This window comes from Providencia manganoxydans (assembly GCF_016618195.1).
Lineage (GTDB): Bacteria > Pseudomonadota > Gammaproteobacteria > Enterobacterales > Enterobacteriaceae > Providencia > Providencia manganoxydans.
Window position 1 is genome coordinate 2,202,881 of record NZ_CP067099.1, and the last position, 17,038, is coordinate 2,219,918.

Here is a 17,038-nt window from a genome sequence, read left to right on the forward strand (position 1 = left end):
AGGATAGTTTAACCGATTTTCGCGCTAATTGTTAAAAATTTGCTTCTTTTTACCAATAAACACGTCTTGTTACCAATCATATTTGCACTATTTTACTTTTATTTGAGTTAAGAGATAGATAATCTTTGATACTTCAGATATATATAATGTCTGAGATAGTTTAACATATTAATTTCTAGAGAATTTTCCAACAATGATAAAGGCAAGACTGTTTGTCTGGATGCCCGGTTTAGCGTCGTTACTTAACTACCGTATGGCGGACTTTGGCCCTGATGTTAAAGCGGGTTTATCTGTTGCAGCAGTTGCATTGCCTGTTGCTATTGCTTACGCCGAACTAATGGGAATTAATGCCATTATCGGCTTATATGCCTGTATTTTACCGATGATCATTTATGCATTATTTGGTACATCAAGGCAATTAATTATTGGTCCTGATGCGGCAACTTGTGCCGTTATCGCTGCCGCTGTGAGCCCATTAGCTCTGGGCGATGATTCAATTCGTTGGCAGTTAATCATCGTAATGAGTTTTATGACGGGGTTGTGGTGTTTAATTGCTGCGAGATTTAGGCTAGGAACATTTGCTGATTTTCTTTCTCGACCGATTTTACAAGGCCTGTTGAATGGGGTCGCGTTAACCATTATTTTAGGTCAGTTAGGTAAAATATTTGGTATTACTTCGTTACCTAGTGGTTTTATTGAACTATTGATTGCTTTTCCTACCTCACTATTAAGTACCCATATTCCTACTTTACTAATGTCTCTTGGTACGTTAGCTATCATCATTGTGATCAAAAGAGTGAGAAATATGTGGCCATCATTACTGATAGCGATGCTCTTTGCAACCTTGGTCAGTTATGTCTTTGATGTTGAAAAGTATGGTATTAGTATTGTTGGTGATTTAGGTGGTGGCCTTCCTTTTATCCCTATGCCGCAGTTTGACCCTGCTTTGATGCGTGATTTGATCACGCCTTCCTTAAACTTAGCTGTTATCAGTTTTGTGAGTTTTATGATGACGGCACGTAGTTTTGCGAGCAAAAATGGTTATAACGTCGATGCCGATCAAGAGTTACGAGCATTAGGCATGGCGAATATTGCCTCTGCATTTTCACAAGGATTTGCCGTGAGTGCAGCCAGTAGCCGTACTGCGGTGAACGACATGATGGGAGGAAAAACGCAATTAGTCTCGATTGTTGCTGCGTTAGCTATTCTCGCGGTTCTGTTGTTTTCAATTGATTTACTTGGTTATATTCCAATGCCTGCTTTAGGAATGGTGTTGATTGTATCAACCTGGTCATTACTCAGTGTTCGTAGTATTTTTTCAATGCGTAAACGTAACAAAGAAGCGTTTACGCTGTGTATTTTTACACTCGGTGCAGTGCTGATTTCAGGTTTGATCAATGGTGTTGGTTTAGCAGTTTTGTTAGGCTTATTGCAATTTATTAGAGTGATTTTTCGTCCGACAGATCAGCTATTAGGCGTTGACGACCAAGGAATGCTGCATTCAATGTCAAAAGATAATGATATCCAGCCTGTTGAAGGGGTACTGATTTATCGATTCAATTCACCATTGACTTACTTTAATGTGAATTATTTTAAAGAGCGATTGAATAAACATATTGATAATCAATCCAAGAGGCCTGCATGGGTCATTGTGGATGCTGCGGTTAGCTTTACACACAATGATGTCAGTGTATTTTCTGCATTGAATGATATTGTTACGGCACTGAAAGCTAAAGGCGTGACATTAGTTTTGGCAGGGCGTCGAACATCAATAAATCGCTGGTTAGAAAAAAATAAGATTAATCGTTCAGATGATGATCTATTGGTAGTACCTGATATTTATTTTGCAATTCGCTTGATTCAAAGTAAACAGCAAATACAGCAAAAGGAAATTGACGAGCGAGAAGTGCCGACTACGCGTGTTCAGGTAGAGCCAGATGAATCTTGAGTTGATGAGTAGAAAAACTGCACCTAAACGGTGCAGTTTTTAGTGGTGATTTATGTTGCAACTATTTTTGAGTGATCAGCATATAAAGGCGATAGAAGTAAATCAGAGCAAATGCTGCAATAATATTATTTATTAGGAATGAAACGCCATTGCTGACGATGTGATTCATCTGCATACTACTCATTAGTAGGCTAACTAGCATTTGTGAGGCCATCCAAATCAGTACCATAGGAAGGGCTAACCGCCAATTTGCATACGCCATTTTCCAGCTTTTACCCATTGCATTGAATGGATTGACATTTTCACTGATCAAAATCGCAGGTGCTAAAGAAAAACCGATTGCTAATACAATGCCGGGAAACACCATGATGGTGGTACCTAGTTGAACTAGCAATGAGCATACGACTAACAGTAAAAACATAGAGGGTGCTTTAGGGAGTGAGGCTAATAAAGCTTGGGTGCCAGTCATATCTTCCCCGCGTGATAGCCCTGCAATATAGGCTAAAACCCCGCAAATTAATATCAAGCTACCGAAAGTCACCGACAGGATCAGACCAAAAGAGACACGTAAGATGCTACTTTTCTCTTCTTCAGAAAGCCCTTGAACCCAATCTTGTAGCCCTGAGTTTCCTGCTTTAATAAATTGAGCTTGTGCATCTACTAAGACTGAAATCATCTGAGCGCTTGGGATCATCATCGAATAAATGATGACACTGACGACGGTTGCTAGCAATACAATTGTGGATAGGCCACCCAACTGATTCTTAAAAAAGTTAATACTATCACTAATGAGTGAGTTGGCCGAAATGGACATGTAACTGCTCCTATCTACAAAGGGTAAAATTTTTAGCTGATTGTAACTGAGTATCAACCTCATAGGTAGAGAAAGTTCAGAAAAGACCTAGTGTTAGTCGTAAATAGTAAGCGAAAAACACAAAATTTTCTCAAATAATAATTAAGTAATAATTCTTAATCAGGCTAAAGGTGTATTTTAAATATAACTTTATTGGCTGAATAATATAAAAATAACGATAGTATTTTTTTATTTTTATATATATCTAATAAAAATTGATTTAAATCAAAATTAAAAAAATTACAAATGAAATAATAAATTCACTCTAGTCAGATTATGCTTCTTTTATTAAAAGATGTGATCTTGATTTGAACATTAAATAAAATTAAAGGGTATATTTCACCCAAATAAAAAAACACAGGAATGGGATTGATAATGAAAAAACTCACTGCGCTTGTCTTAGCTGCTGCAACATTAGCTCCAGTTGCTTCAATTGCTCATCAAGAAGGCGACTTTATTTTCCGTGCAGGTACTGCAACTGTTCGTCCTAATGCAGGCTCTGACGATGTATTAGGCGGGCTTGGCCATTTTAATGCGAATAATAATACTCAATTAGGTCTGACATTCAGCTATATGGTGACCGATAATATCGGTGTGGAATTATTAGCTGCAACGCCATTTGAGCATAAAGTTAGTTTAGGTGAACTAGGTAATATTGCGACAGTTCATCATTTACCACCAACATTAATGGCACAATATTATTTTGGTAGCAAAGAAGACAAATTACGTCCTTATTTAGGCGCAGGTATTAACTACACGTTCTTCTTTGACGAAAAATTCAATTCAGGTGCTAAACAGCTAGGCTTGAGTGACCTTGATTTATCTAGTTCTTGGGGCTTCGCAGCACAAGCTGGTATGGACTATATGCTGACTGAAAACTGGATGTTAAACGCCTCTCTGTGGTGGATGGATATTGATACAGACGTTAAATTTAAATTTAACGGTGAACAACAAAAAGTGGATACTCGTCTTGACCCATTCGTATTTATGTTTGGTGTCGGTTACCGCTTCTAATTGAATTTAGCAGGACGCAATCTGATATTAAATGGATGTTAGGTAGTAGGAAACCCGGGAATAAGTATTCTCGGGTTTTTTGTTATAATGGAAATAGTCGATAAAAATGTATAATCAGTTAAGAATTTAATTTCTAATCTTATTAGTTTTCAATATAAATTAAAAATATTACCGTAACGATATGGAAACATATTCATAACAAATCTTATTTTATAAAACAAAAAATACTATTAACAAGAGTGATAAAATATCAGCCCGAATAGGACTGATATTTTAAGTTTGGATTGAAAATATTAACGTATTTTCATCGAGTCAATAACAGATTGAACACCTTTTACATTTCGAGCCGCTTCGATTGCTTTATTTGCGCTGGCTTTAGAATCAACGAAGCCACTTAATTGCACTCGACCTTTAAATGTCTCAACACTAATTTGTGTCGATTTTAAATCTTTCTCCGCAAGCAAAGCAGATTTAACCTTAGTTGTAATGACCGTATCATCGATATAGCCACCAGTGCCTTCTGATTTAGACGTAGGTGCACAAGCAGCGAGTGCGAATGCCATAAAAGTGGCAACAAGTAGTGTGCCAACAGACTTTAATAATTTCATCCTTTCTCTCCTAACGTGTCGAACTACAAACTATTGGTTGTTATGTTATTCAGCAAGAGCTGCTATTTAGTTTTCAGCGAGTAATCACTATAAAGTAAATGATTGTCACTGATAATTTTAGTATCAGTAGAAATAGGGGAAAATTCAACTTAAAGATACAACTAAAATGGTCTAATTGAGATGAGAGAGGGTAAATTCGCCATACAAAGGTATGGCGAATAGAATGCTATGTTTGAGATTATCTTACAGTGGCGACCTTCATATTAGCCACAAACTGGGTGAGCTCAGCCAGCATAGTATCAGGACGTTGCAGGTTGTTTTCGATAATTTTAACCACCGCAGAGCCTGAGATTGCACCCGCTGCACCATTAGCAATGGCTTCAGCAACTTGAGCTGGTTCTGAAATTCCAAAGCCTTGCAGTGCGGGAGCCGCTTGATAATGGTTTAATTTGTTGATGAGGTTAGTAAGAGGCATTTGCGCTCGTTGCTCAGTGCCTGTCACACCCGCGCGTGATAACAAATAGGTGTAGCCTTGGCTATATTCACCGATCTCTTTAAGTAGTTTATCATCACCATTTGGCGGGCAGATAAATATTGGCGCAATACCATGCGCCATAGCAGATTCACGGAATGGCTTAGATTCACGCATAGGCACATCAGCAACTAAAACTGAATCGACGCCAGCTTGTTGGCAACGTGAATAAAATTTATCAATGCCATTACTGAAAACTAGATTTGCGTAGACCAGCAGCCCAATGGGTATATTGGGGTGTTTTTGACGCACTCGTGCTAGTAATTCAAAGCATAGTGTTGGCGTGATATCACTTTTAAATGCTCTTAGATTAGCATTTTGGATCGTTGGACCATCAGCGAGAGGATCAGAGAAGGGAATGCCAATTTCTAAGGCATCAGCACCACCAGCGATTAATGCATCAATAATTTTTAGTGAAAGTTCAGCATCAGGATCACCAAGTGTGACGAATGGAACGAAAGCACCTTGATTAACACTATTTAAACGTTCAAAAAGCTTAGTATAACGTTCCATTAGATCTCTCCCTTACTTTTCAATATATCGTGCACGGTAAAAATATCTTTATCACCACGACCTGATAGGTTAACAATTAACAATTGCTCTTTATTAGGCTCTTGCTCGGCCATTTTTAGTGCATAGGCGAGGGCATGGGATGATTCAAGGGCAGGAATAATTCCCTCTTTGCGTGATAAGAGCTTAAATGCAGTCAATGCTTCATCATCAGTAATAGAAACATAATCAGCGCGACCTATGCTATTTAAGTGAGCATGTTGTGGCCCGACGGATGGGAAATCAAGGCCTGCGGAGATGGAGTAAGACTCTTCGATTTGCCCTTCATGGGTTTGCATCATTGGCGATTTCATGCCGAAATAGATACCAACGCGACCATGTTTCAATGGTGCGCCATGTTGTCCGCTTTCAATTCCTAAGCCTGCTGGCTCAACACCAATAAGACGGACATCTTCTTCAGGGATAAAAGAAGCAAACAGACCAATGGCATTGGAGCCACCGCCGATACATGCGATTACAGCATCAGGTAAACGGCCTTCTTTTTCTAAGATTTGTTGTTTGGCTTCATCACCAATCATACGTTGGAAATCACGTACAATGGTTGGATACGGATGAGGACCCGCCGCAGTGCCAAGTAGGTAGTGTGCTTTTTCATAGCTACCAGACCAGTCCCTAAGTGCTTCATTACAAGCATCTTTTAGCGTTGCAGAACCACTGTGCACAGGGATCACTTCTGCACCCATTAACTTCATACGGAAAACGTTAGGAGATTGGCGTTCAACATCTTTCGCCCCCATATAGATGCGGCATTTCATATTCAGTAATGCACATGCCAGTGCGGTTGCAACACCATGTTGTCCTGCGCCTGTTTCAGCGATGATCTCATTTTTCCCCATGCGTTTTGCTAACAGTGCTTGGCCTAATACTTGGTTGGTTTTATGGGCGCCACCGTGTAGCAGATCTTCGCGTTTTAAATATAGTTTAGTTTTGGTTCCCTCAGTGAGGTTACGACATAAGGTTAACGCGGTAGGGCGACCTGCATAGTTTTTTAATAAATCATGAAATTCGGCTAGAAATGTCGGGTCATTCTGTGCATCAATAAACGCTTCTTCCAGTTGATTCAGGGCTGGAATTAAAATTTCTGGGATATATTGCCCGCCAAATTCACCAAAGTAGGGGTCTAGTTTACTCATTTTATTTGTCTCTTAATCTCTATTCTATATGCGTATTATGTTCAGTTTTAAATGTGCTTGTCGATTAAGCGAGTGAACTGAATACTTGATTAATTTTTTGTTCGCTTTTAATACCCGGTTCGATTTCAACGCCTGAATTGAAATCAAGTCCATTACACAATAATTTGGCAGCTTGACGACAATTTTCTGCATTTAGTCCACCTGCGACCATAAATCGAAACTTACTGTTTGTGGGGATCATGTTCCAATCAAAAGTTTTACCACTACCACCGCGGCCATTATCGAGTAATAAAAGATCTATAGGTTGTTCATCGAATTGGCTAAAATCGGGGTGTGACATATTAACGGCTTTCCAAATTTCACAATGCGTAGGCAAAGTTTCACGTAATTTTTGCACGTAGTTTGCATCTTCATTGCCATGCAGCTGTACTGCTGATAAAGCAAGCTGCTCTACCATATGAGCCACAAAATCGGCAGATTGATCGCGAAACACACCGACATATTTAAGTGGAACGGCGTGGATAATTTGCCTTGCTTGTGACAGTGTCACTTTTCGTGGGGAGCTTTCTGCAAAAATTAACCCACCATAAGTTGCCCCTGCGGCCAGTGCCGCTTTAGCATCTTGTCCGCGGGTTAATCCACACACTTTGTGCTCACCAGTTACGAGGTTACGTAAGGCTTTGCCGATGTCAGCTTGTTCCATTAATGCACTACCAATCAAAAATCCATTAGCAAATTCACTCAATGATTGAATATGTTGATGGCGGTGAATGCCTGATTCACTGATCACGATAGTGCCTGTTGGTAGCCTTGGTGCGAGCTGGCGAGTACGATTTAAATCGATAGACAGATCGCGTAAATCACGATTATTAATGCCTACCACTTGTGCTTTAAGTTGAATCGCACGTTCAAGCTCTTCTTCATTACTGACTTCAGTCAATACACCCATATTTAATTGATGGGCAACCTCAGCAAGGGCGACATATTCTTGGTCATCGAGTACTGATAGCATTAATAAAATTGCATCAGCTTGATAGTGTCTTGCTAGGTAAATTTGGTACGCATCAACAATAAAATCTTTGCATAACACGGGCTGTTTAACGGTATTACTGACAATGGTCAGGTATTCCATATTGCCTTGGAAATATTTTTCATCGGTTAACACTGAGATAGCGGATGCATAAGGCGCATAAATACTTGCAATCACAGCAGGATCAAAATCAGCTCTAATCAGTCCTTTGGAAGGTGACGCTTTTTTACATTCAAGTATAAAAACAGGGCGCTTTGCTGACAGTGCTTCATAAAAACTGCGGCTTGATGGCGTTATTGTATCGATAAAGCTCTCTAGTGGCTGTTTGATTTTACGCTCAACAAGGTAGGCGCGTTTATCATCAACAATTTTTTGTAATACAGTCGCTTTCATTTTATTGGTTCCTTGAAGCTAGTGCAGTGACTCGGTCAAACGCGCTACCACTACGAATAATATTCAGAGCGTGTTCGCTATTTTGTTTTAAATCTTCATGGCCATTAATACGCATTAGCATGGCAACATTTGCTGCGACCGCAGCTTCATGTGCAGGCTTTCCGTGACCCTGTAACAAATTGGTGAGTAAAATTCGGTTTTCATCAGGAGTACCACCTTCTAAATCAGATAACTGATAAGTCTGTAAACCAAAATCAGTTGCGTTTAGTTGATAGAAGGAAAGAACACCTTGGTTTAACTCAGCAACCTGTGTTGTAGCATGAAGAGAAACTTCATCCATACCTCCACTGTGTACCACAGCAGCGCGAGTAAAACCAAGCATTTGTAGTGTTTTTGCTACGGGCTCTACTAACGATTCTTGATACACCCCAATCAACGCAATTGGTGGGCGTGCCGGATTGATTAATGGACCTAACACATTGAATAATGTACGTGTTTTTAACTGAGTACGTACGGGGGCTGCATGACGAAAACCGCTGTGATACTGTGGCGCAAATAAGAAGCAGACCCCCAATTCATCAAGAGCATCACGAGCACTTTGAGCACTTAAATCAAGTGAAATACCAAAAGAGGCTAATAAATCAGATGAGCCTGAACGGCTAGAAACGCTGCGGTTACCATGTTTGGCAACCTTGATCCCAGCTTGTGCAGCAACAAAAGCACTTGCCGTTGAAATATTAATGCTATTTGCACCATCACCACCGGTACCGACAATATCACTGAATTGATACTCAGGGCGTGGGAACGGCTGCGCATTTTCAAGGCAAGCTAATGCTGCACCGGCAATTTCTTCCGGCTGTTCACCTCGCATTTTCATACTGACTAATACACCAGCTAATTGTGCCTCTGTTAATTCGCCACGAATTATGGCATTGAATAACTGTTGGCTTTCTTGCTGTGTTAATGTTTGAGCGCGAAATAATTTATCGAATATAGTTTGCATAATTAGGTTCTCTCTTCCCTGTTAACGCGATGATGTTGTTGTGCTAATTGGGGTCGAAAGCGCCCATGCTACGGTTTTTTCAAGTAACACTGCCCCTTGAGTGGTTAAGATAGACTCAGGGTGGAATTGAAAACCGCAAATACGGTCGTGATCATTACGTACCGCCATGACCATACCATTTGATTGTGCACAGATAGTGAGTTGCTCGGGAACTTGGCTGCCGACTAAAGAGTGGTAACGAGCAACAGGTATTGGGTTATCTAAACCACTAAACATGGCTTGTTGATCATGAGTTGCCATGGATGATTTACCATGAAGAATTTCGCCTGCGGCAGAAACATGACCCCCATAAGCCTCAATAATGGCTTGATGCCCTAAACAGATACCGATCACAGGAATTTTACCAATCACTTGTTGTAAAACTTCTGGCATACAGCCTGCATCACTTGGTTTTCCAGGGCCCGGTGAGAGCACGAGTAGCGGCGATTCCATTTGATTTAAAACTGATAAAATATGCTCCGCACTAACGGTATTACGATAAATCACCACGTGATGACCACCAGAGCGTAATTGATCTACGAGGTTGTAAGTAAAAGAGTCAACATTGTCGAGTAATAAGATGTTCGCCATTAGAATAACTCCTCTGCTTGGTGGGCTTGGGCAATTGCGCGGATCACTGCGCGAGCTTTGTTACGTGTTTCATCGGCTTCTCCTTGAGGTGAAGAATCAAGTACGACGCCCCCACCGGCTTGGACGGTAGCCACGCCATTCTCGACATAAGCGGAACGGATCACGATACAAGTATCGAAGTCGCCTTTGCCTGTGAAATAACCAACCGCGCCACCATAGGAGCCTCGACGCTCTTGTTCATATTCTGCAATCAATTGCATGGCACGCACTTTCGGCGCACCTGTGAGGGTTCCCATATTCATACAAGCTTGATAAGCATGAAAAATATCCAAATCAGCGCGCAGAGTCCCTACAACATGTGAGACCAAGTGCATTACAAATGAATAACGGTCAACCTTAGTTAAGTTGGCAACGTAACGGCTACCTGCTTCACAAATACGCGCTAAATCGTTACGCGCTAAATCAACTAACATAAAATGCTCTGCCAGCTCTTTATGATCAGTACGCATGGAGAGTTCTATGCGGCTATCAAGATCTAAATCGATAGCGCCTGAAGCATCACGACCGCGAGGACGTGTACCTGCAATTGGGTATATTTCGACTTTCCGAGTGCTTGAGCTGTATTTCAGTGCACTTTCTGGTGACGCACCAAACAGTGAAAAATCATTATCTTGCATAAAAAACATGTAAGGGCTTGGGTTTTGTGCTTTGAGCTTTTGATAGGCAATAAGTGGATAAGGACAAGGCACCGAAAATTTACGTGATGGAACCACTTGAAAAATATCACCACGATAGATGGCTTCTTTCATTGAGTTAACCACCGCACAATATTGCTCATCACTTTTATTGGTGTGAACGGCAAATGTCTCAGTGGTCCCTAATGCTAGAGGCGATAAAAAAGGACGACATGCTGAAATGATTTCATCATGTCGTTGTTTAATCGTTTGTTGTTGTTCCACATTATCAGTAAAAAAACAGCTTTTCAGACGTGCAGCCTGATTTTGATGGTCGATCACTAAATAGTGTTCCGCTACGAAGAAGCAGTAGTCAGGACACTGATTGATCGTTTTTGTCGCCGGTAAAGATTCAAAACTAGCGATTAAATCATAAGCAAATAATCCACCAATAAATAAATTTTCGGGCTGTTGAGTACTGGCTTGTGCGAGTGTTGGTAGTAACCTTAGAACATCTAAGCAAGAAGCACTTTTTAAACGACTATCTTCATCGAGTTCATGACTTGGTTGACCGAAGTTAATTGTCAGGTGCTGAGCTGATAGTTCACACCGTAGTGCTTTATCTGCTAATTGCTCAGCCATGATAGGCAGTAAGTTTTCACCATTTGGGGTTAATGCTTCAATTTCAACACGCTGACCAAACGCGCGAATACGTAGGGCACTTGCGACAATTAACAAACTCTGTAAATTCGCTTTACTATTGATTTCTGCGGATTCTAATAACATGGTCGCAGGAACCTCTTGGCAAAGGTGGTTAAACAGCAATGTTGGGTCTTGCTGATAGTTAATTGGGCTATCCAGAAAACTAAAATGTGCTAATGTTGTGTTTTGCTTATTCATTTTGTTGCCTTTTAACGATTTTTAGACATAAAAAAACCCGCAGACTAGGGCGGGTTTGGCGCTGAGGCATATCGAATCTATGCGTGTGCGTCTTCCGCCCAATTTGGGAAGTTACGCCACCAACGATTTGATAGATTGATAACAGCCATACAGTGCCTCTCTGGATAATCAAATTAATATCGGCATTGCTGCCGTCTTGCGTACTAGTAAACTGGATCACATTGATTGTGTCAAGTAGTTTGTTATTTATATTCAGGAAAAATATTCCGTAATTGGAAAAGGAGATGATTACCTTATGTCACAAATTTCGAGCCCATTGATGACACGATATGATTTGCATTGTCATACCAATGCTTCAGATGGTGAACTGACACCTGCGGAAGTGATTGAAAGGGCTATCGAAATGGGCGTAAATGTGCTTGCCATTACTGACCATGATACCTGTGACGGCGTTATCAAAGCTCGTGAGTACCTTTTGCAAACTCAACGTCCATTGGAATTGATTAATGGTGTTGAAATTTCCACTATGTGGGAAAACATGGAAATTCATATTGTTGGGTTAAATTTTTCTACAACATCATCTGTGATGAGGCAATTATTAGAAAAACAATCTGCGTTACGTTTAGAACGTGGAATTGAAATAGGGCGTCGGCTAGAAAAAGTTGGTATTCCCGATGCTTGGGAGAATGCATCACAAATTTCCGCTGGTGGACAAGTAACCCGAGCACACTTTGCGCAATATTTAGTTAAAATTGGCAAAGAGAAAAATATCAATAATGTTTTCAAGCGTTATTTATCGAAAGGTAAAATGGGGTATGTCCCTGCAAAGTGGTGCTCTATTGAAGATGCCGTTGATGCTATCCATCGCTCTGGAGGTATTGCGGTTTTAGCACACCCCTCTAAATATCAACTGTCCAATAAATGGCTTAAACGTTTGGTGGCTTATTTTAAAGATTGTCAGGGGGACGCGATGGAGGTTTCTCATTGCCAACAAGCACCGAATGAAAAACAATATCTCGCTGAACTCGCACGAGTGAGCGATTTGAAGACTTCTGTGGGTTCCGATTTTCATCGGCCATGCTCTTGGATTGAATTGGGCCGTAACTTATGGCTTCCTGACGATGAACAAGCAGTTTGGGGGCTGTGGGATGAGGTAAAAACGCGATAACACATGGTGATATTCATCATGCTGCAAGTTGGAATGCGTTTGGTTGATTTATGGTGCTTAGCTTCACTCATGGCTGCCACATAATTCTCTGAGTTCTCAGCGACTCGTTCACTTGCCGCTTAGTTGCACCTTGAATTATTTAGAGTATATATCGTAAATGCGGTGTAGAATACATCCAATGAAAGAAGCTGCGTCAGTTTTATTGATGCGTTGTTATTTGCGAGTAGATAGTGCCATTTTCAGGTTTTTTACCGGATGATGCTGTCAAGAATAAAGAACCGAGGTCTGTATGAGCCAGTTTTTTTATATCCATCCGGATAATCCACAACCGCGCTTAATCAGCCAAAGCGTTGAAATCTTAAATCAAGGTGGTGTGATCGTTTATCCAACCGATTCTGGGTATGCAATTGGTTGCCGATTAGAAGATAAAGATGCATTACAACGCATTTGTCGTATTCGTCAACTGGATGCGAATCACAATTTTACGTTGATGTGCCGTGATCTATCAGAGCTATCAAATTATGCACATGTTGATAATAGTGCATTTCGTTTAATCAAAAATAATACACCAGGTAACTATACATTTATCCTTCAGGCGACTAAAGAAGTACCACGCCGTTTAATGAATGAAAAACGTAAAACGATAGGCTTAAGAGTTCCTGCAAACCCGATTGCACGTGATTTATTGGAAGCCGTGGGGGAACCTCTGATGTCAACCAGCCTAATTATGCCTGGGGATGATTTTACTCAATCTGATCCTGAGGAAATTCGTGATTTACTGGGTAAGCAGGTCGATTTGGTGATCCATGGTGGCTACATTGGCCAAAAGCCGACCACGGTTATTGATTTAACTAATGATGCACCCGTGGTGGTTCGTGTAGGTACAGGTGATCCATCACCGTTTGAATAAGCTTTTTTAGCCAAAGGATTATTAATAGGGGATCCTTGAAAACCTGTGTATAATGCGCAGGTTTTCTTATTCATTATTTTTTGTGATAGGTCACGAAAAATTATTGACGCCTGTGAAGGCGACATTCGAGGGTTATATGAGCGCTAAACCGCAAAAAACTGAGAAGTTACAAAAAATTCTTGCCCGCTCTGGGCATGGCTCCCGTCGTGAAATTGAAGCCTTTTTGAAAGAAGGTCGCATCAGTGTTGATGGTAAAATGGCGACGTTAGGTGATCGCATTGAAGTAAAATCTGCGACTAAAATCCGTATGGATGGCCGTATTCTGACCATTAAAGAGCCAGAAAAAGAGATTTGCCGTGTAATGGCATATTACAAGCCTGAGGGAGAGCTATGTACTCGTCATGATCCCGAAGGGCGTCCAACCGTATTTACTCGCTTACCTAAGCTAGTTGGTGCACGCTGGATTGCTGTAGGTCGCTTAGATGTGAATACTAGCGGATTGTTACTGTTTACTACCGATGGTGAATTAGCTAATCGTTTGATGCATCCAAGCCGTGAAGTAGAACGTGAATATGCTGTGCGTGTATTTGGTGAAATCACAGATGCAAAAATTCGTCAGTTAACTCAAGGTGTTCAACTAGAAGATGGCCCTGCGGCATTTAAAACGGTTTCATATCGTGGCGGTGAGGGAATGAATCAATGGTATAACGTAACCTTAACTGAAGGCCGTAACCGTGAAGTTCGTCGACTCTGGGAAGCTGTGGGTGTTCAAGTTAGCCGCCTGATCCGTGTTAGATACGGTGATATTGACTTACCAAAAGGTTTACCTCGCGGTGGTTGGACTGAATTAGGGCTTGAACAAACTAACTATTTAAGAGAATTAGTTGAACTTGAGGCCGAAACCGAATCTAAAGTGGCGGTTGAACGCGATCAACGACGTATTAAAGCCAATCAAATCCGTCGTGCGGTTAAACGTCACTCACAAGTTGCCGCTAGACCTGCATCAAAACGCCAGTCATCAAGACCAACGGCTAAGCGTCGTACCCGCATCTAACAAATCATTTATCATTATTTTTTGGAAAGGCCATGGAGTGATCCATAGCCTTTTTTATTAATTTTGATAATGTATTTGTCACAAAAGTACAAATACATAATTGAGAATATTCTGTATTTACGATATTTTATTTGTTAGTAGCAGTAGAACAGGGTGTTATTTTATATGAATGGATTTCGGTTAATGTCGGCTGTCATGGTATTGGGTTTAGGATTAAGTTTAAGTGGTTGTGATAGTAACCAAACAGTAACTCCTGAAAGTGGGCGTTTTTATTTTACTAATGACTCATCGGATAGTTTCATATTTTTAATCGATTATCAGCCTATTGTGATCCCCAAAAATGGGGTTGGCAGTATTTCTCTCAGTCCGGGTTTTCACTCGATGACGACCGCGACGGGTAAAGTGGTTCAGTTTATTGTTTATCCAGGTAATAAAGGCGGTATTCTAAATCCTACCCAACAATTTTATTATGCGTATGATTTTATTTATGGCACTGAGGGGATCCCTGCTGTTTATCATTTAAATAAACAATCTTTAGTTATTGATGGCTATGAGTTGGTGGGTAGGATCAATAGTAGTAATGATTATATAATTGATAATAATGTATTTAATTGTGATATCGCAGTAGGAGAATATGTTTCCGAAATACTCGCCGGCTCGACGACAGTGAGTAAAGTAAAAACTAAATGTTTAACTCATAAAGAGTTGGTCGATTTAATTCGTAATGAAGATGTTTTACTTTCACAACTAATAATTAAGAAACTGATTAATGATGAGGTGCAATCGGTCACTGTAGATTTCAATTACCCGCTTTCTCCACCTCATTTTTCTGATGAAACACTGCAAATGTATGCTTTAGATGTCGTATGTCTAATTAATAACTTTCGTCGTTCTTTAGATCCACAGAGAAAAGCATTTTACTACAATAAATACCACGATAATATTTCAAATATGGCGGTGATTTATAGCCGTATGGGGAGTGATAAACGTTCATTGCTTGAAAAACGCAAGTATGCTGAGTTTATGCAGCAGACTCAGGCGATTTTTGGGGCGGGTACGTTGATGCTTAATTAATATTGCTGATGTACTTATACTCACGATAATTCACATTGCAGGGCTTTTCATTAAAGGCATAGTGATTACGGCTACGCGTCATCTATCTACCTCTCGAATTATTTTGAGTATATATGTACACCAGCCAGTAGACTCACCAATCAATACCTTTCTGTGCTTTAATTCCTGCATCAAAGGCATGTTTTACAGGGCGCATTTCTGTCACTGTATCCGCTAAACTTAGCAAGTCACGATGGCATCCTCGGCCTGTAATAATAACTGATTGGTTTTCAGGGCGATGTTCTAGGGCATCAATGACTTCGCTTAATGGTAGATAGTTATAACTGACCATATAAGTCATTTCATCGAGCACCACTAAATCGATTAATGGGTCAGACAATAGTTGACGTGCATGTTGCCATGTTTCAAGGCAAGCTAAAGTATCCGCCTCCTTGTCTTGGGTTTCCCATGTGAAACCTGTTGCCATCACATAAAAAGGGACGCCATTGGGTTCGAGTAACTCACGTTCACCATTATCCCAACTTCCTTTAATAAATTGAACTACCGCCGCTTTCTTCCCATGGCCGACCGCTCGGCAAACGGTACCGAAAGCTGCTGTTGTTTTACCTTTTCCATTCCCTGTAAAAACCAGCAAAATACCACGTTCTATTTGGGCGGATTCAATACGAGCATCAACTTTTTCTTTCAGGCGCTGTTGGCGTTGTTCGTGTCGGCTTTGAGACATACGGTTACTCCGTTATATTGACGTTACGAGCAGGTTGGGCATCAAAACTGATCCCTGTTTTTCGTAGACTATCATCACTCATAACATATAAATATATTGGCATAATATCGGCAGGAGTTTTAATAGTCATTGGATCTTCATTTGGAGCCGCGCTGGCTCGCATGCTAGTACGAGTGCGTCCTGGGTTAATACAGTTAACGCGCAAGCTACTATTTTTATACTCTTCAGATAGAATTTGCATTAAGCCTTCTGTAGCAAATTTTGAAACCGAATAAGCTCCCCATTCTGCACGGCCTTGTTTACCTACGCTTGAACTGGTGAAAACTAAAGAGGCATTCGGGGCTTTGAGTAATAGAGGTAGCAAAACTTGCGTTAGCATAAAGGCGCCATTTACGTTGACCTGCATAACCTCATGCCATTCAACTACAGGCTGCTCAATAATAGGGCTAACTACACCTAATAAACCTGCGCTGTGTAAAACACCGTCAAGGTAAGCATGTTTTTGGGCAATGCTTTGTGCCAGTTCGGTGTACTCTTGATGGGTAGCTGTCAACAAATCTAATACATAGATATCTGCGGATTTACCTGTCAGCTGTTCAATTTCTTGACTGACTGATTGAAGTTTATGCAACGTTCTACCGATGAGGATCAACGATGCGCCAAATCGGGCATAGGTTAATGCAGCTTCACGGCCAATGCCATCACCGGCTCCTGTTACGAGAAGGGTTTTGCCACTTAAGAGATCCTGTTTGGGTTGATAGTGGAGCATGGTAATTTTCCTATCTTTTTTGTTAACATGTTGAGATATCATCGCATGATT

Annotated in this window: 16 protein-coding genes and 1 other annotated feature; of the genes, 6 read left to right on the plus strand and 10 right to left on the minus strand. The window is 40.7% G+C overall.

What is annotated here, in order from left to right; all coding sequences use genetic code 11:
• The first annotated feature begins 193 nt into the window (after window positions 1–193).
• The gene (locus JI723_RS09800; RefSeq protein WP_337979337.1) at window positions 194–1,948 is read left to right on the plus strand and encodes a SulP family inorganic anion transporter; all 1,755 of its coding nucleotides are present in this window, start codon (window positions 194–196) and stop codon (window positions 1,946–1,948) included.
• Window positions 1,949–2,009: 61 nt separating this feature from the next.
• Here the strand turns inward: JI723_RS09800 and JI723_RS09805 are convergent, their stop codons facing one another.
• A complete protein-coding gene (locus JI723_RS09805; RefSeq protein WP_070928146.1) occupies window positions 2,010–2,762 on the minus strand; it encodes a YciC family protein in 753 nt (250 codons plus the stop codon).
• A 414-nt stretch (window positions 2,763–3,176) separates the two neighbouring features.
• Between JI723_RS09805 and ompW the strand changes: the two genes are divergently transcribed.
• A complete protein-coding gene (gene ompW / locus JI723_RS09810) occupies window positions 3,177–3,815 on the plus strand; it encodes an outer membrane protein OmpW (RefSeq protein ID WP_070928144.1) in 639 nt (212 codons plus the stop codon).
• Between the two features lie 293 nt (window positions 3,816–4,108).
• On the opposite strand, the gene JI723_RS09815 is transcribed toward ompW, so the two are convergent.
• The 7 genes from JI723_RS09815 to JI723_RS09845 all read right to left on the minus strand — a co-directional run bounded on the left by JI723_RS09815 (window position 4,109) and on the right by JI723_RS09845 (window position 11,288).
• Window positions 4,109–4,423 carry a BON domain-containing protein gene (locus tag JI723_RS09815; protein WP_272580103.1) on the minus strand — a complete coding sequence of 105 codons (315 nt, stop codon included), beginning with the start codon at window positions 4,421–4,423 and terminating at the stop codon, window positions 4,109–4,111.
• Between the two features lie 238 nt (window positions 4,424–4,661).
• Window positions 4,662–5,468, minus strand: coding sequence for a tryptophan synthase subunit alpha (gene trpA / locus JI723_RS09820; protein WP_272580104.1), 807 nt, complete (start codon window positions 5,466–5,468; stop codon window positions 4,662–4,664).
• Window positions 5,468–6,658, minus strand: a complete 1,191-nt coding sequence (trpB, locus tag JI723_RS09825; RefSeq protein WP_337979338.1) for a tryptophan synthase subunit beta — start codon at window positions 6,656–6,658, stop codon at window positions 5,468–5,470. The genes trpA and trpB overlap by 1 nt, the downstream gene beginning before the upstream one ends.
• Before the next feature lie 64 nt (window positions 6,659–6,722).
• Window positions 6,723–8,081, minus strand: a complete 1,359-nt coding sequence (gene trpCF / locus JI723_RS09830; RefSeq protein ID WP_272580105.1) for a bifunctional indole-3-glycerol-phosphate synthase TrpC/phosphoribosylanthranilate isomerase TrpF — start codon at window positions 8,079–8,081, stop codon at window positions 6,723–6,725.
• Between the two features lies 1 nt (window position 8,082).
• Window positions 8,083–9,084 carry an anthranilate phosphoribosyltransferase gene (trpD, locus tag JI723_RS09835; protein ID WP_070928134.1) on the minus strand — a complete coding sequence of 334 codons (1,002 nt, stop codon included), beginning with the start codon at window positions 9,082–9,084 and terminating at the stop codon, window positions 8,083–8,085.
• A 21-nt stretch (window positions 9,085–9,105) separates the two neighbouring features.
• Window positions 9,106–9,714, minus strand: coding sequence for a glutamine amidotransferase-related protein (locus JI723_RS09840; protein WP_070928132.1), 609 nt, complete (start codon window positions 9,712–9,714; stop codon window positions 9,106–9,108).
• Entirely contained in the window at window positions 9,714–11,288 is a 1,575-nt protein-coding gene (locus JI723_RS09845) for an anthranilate synthase component 1 (RefSeq protein ID WP_070928130.1), read from the minus strand. Before JI723_RS09845 ends, JI723_RS09840 begins: the two co-directional genes overlap by 1 nt.
• A gap of 27 nt (window positions 11,289–11,315) precedes the next feature.
• Window positions 11,316–11,416: a sequence feature (Trp leader region), on the minus strand.
• 167 nt (window positions 11,417–11,583) lie between these two features.
• Here JI723_RS09845 and rnm point away from each other — a divergent pair.
• The 4 genes from rnm (at window position 11,584) to JI723_RS09865 (ending at window position 15,494) form a co-directional block, all read left to right on the plus strand.
• Entirely contained in the window at window positions 11,584–12,456 is an 873-nt protein-coding gene (gene rnm / locus JI723_RS09850) for an RNase RNM (RefSeq protein WP_272580106.1), read from the plus strand.
• A gap of 289 nt (window positions 12,457–12,745) precedes the next feature.
• Window positions 12,746–13,366, plus strand: coding sequence for an L-threonylcarbamoyladenylate synthase (locus JI723_RS09855; protein WP_070928126.1), 621 nt, complete (start codon window positions 12,746–12,748; stop codon window positions 13,364–13,366).
• 136 nt (window positions 13,367–13,502) lie between these two features.
• Window positions 13,503–14,420: a 23S rRNA pseudouridine(2605) synthase RluB gene (rluB, locus tag JI723_RS09860; protein ID WP_272580107.1), complete on the plus strand. Its 918-nt coding sequence runs from the start codon at window positions 13,503–13,505 to the stop codon at window positions 14,418–14,420.
• Window positions 14,421–14,585: 165 nt separating this feature from the next.
• Entirely contained in the window at window positions 14,586–15,494 is a 909-nt protein-coding gene (locus tag JI723_RS09865) for a hypothetical protein (RefSeq protein ID WP_337979339.1), read from the plus strand.
• A gap of 133 nt (window positions 15,495–15,627) precedes the next feature.
• Here JI723_RS09865 and cobO read toward each other — a convergent pair whose 3' ends face one another.
• Window positions 15,628–16,218: a cob(I)yrinic acid a,c-diamide adenosyltransferase gene (gene cobO, locus JI723_RS09870; RefSeq protein ID WP_272580109.1), complete on the minus strand. Its 591-nt coding sequence runs from the start codon at window positions 16,216–16,218 to the stop codon at window positions 15,628–15,630.
• A gap of 4 nt (window positions 16,219–16,222) precedes the next feature.
• Window positions 16,223–16,987, minus strand: coding sequence for a YciK family oxidoreductase (locus tag JI723_RS09875; RefSeq protein WP_272580110.1), 765 nt, complete (start codon window positions 16,985–16,987; stop codon window positions 16,223–16,225).
• Between the last annotated feature and the right edge of the window lie 51 nt (window positions 16,988–17,038).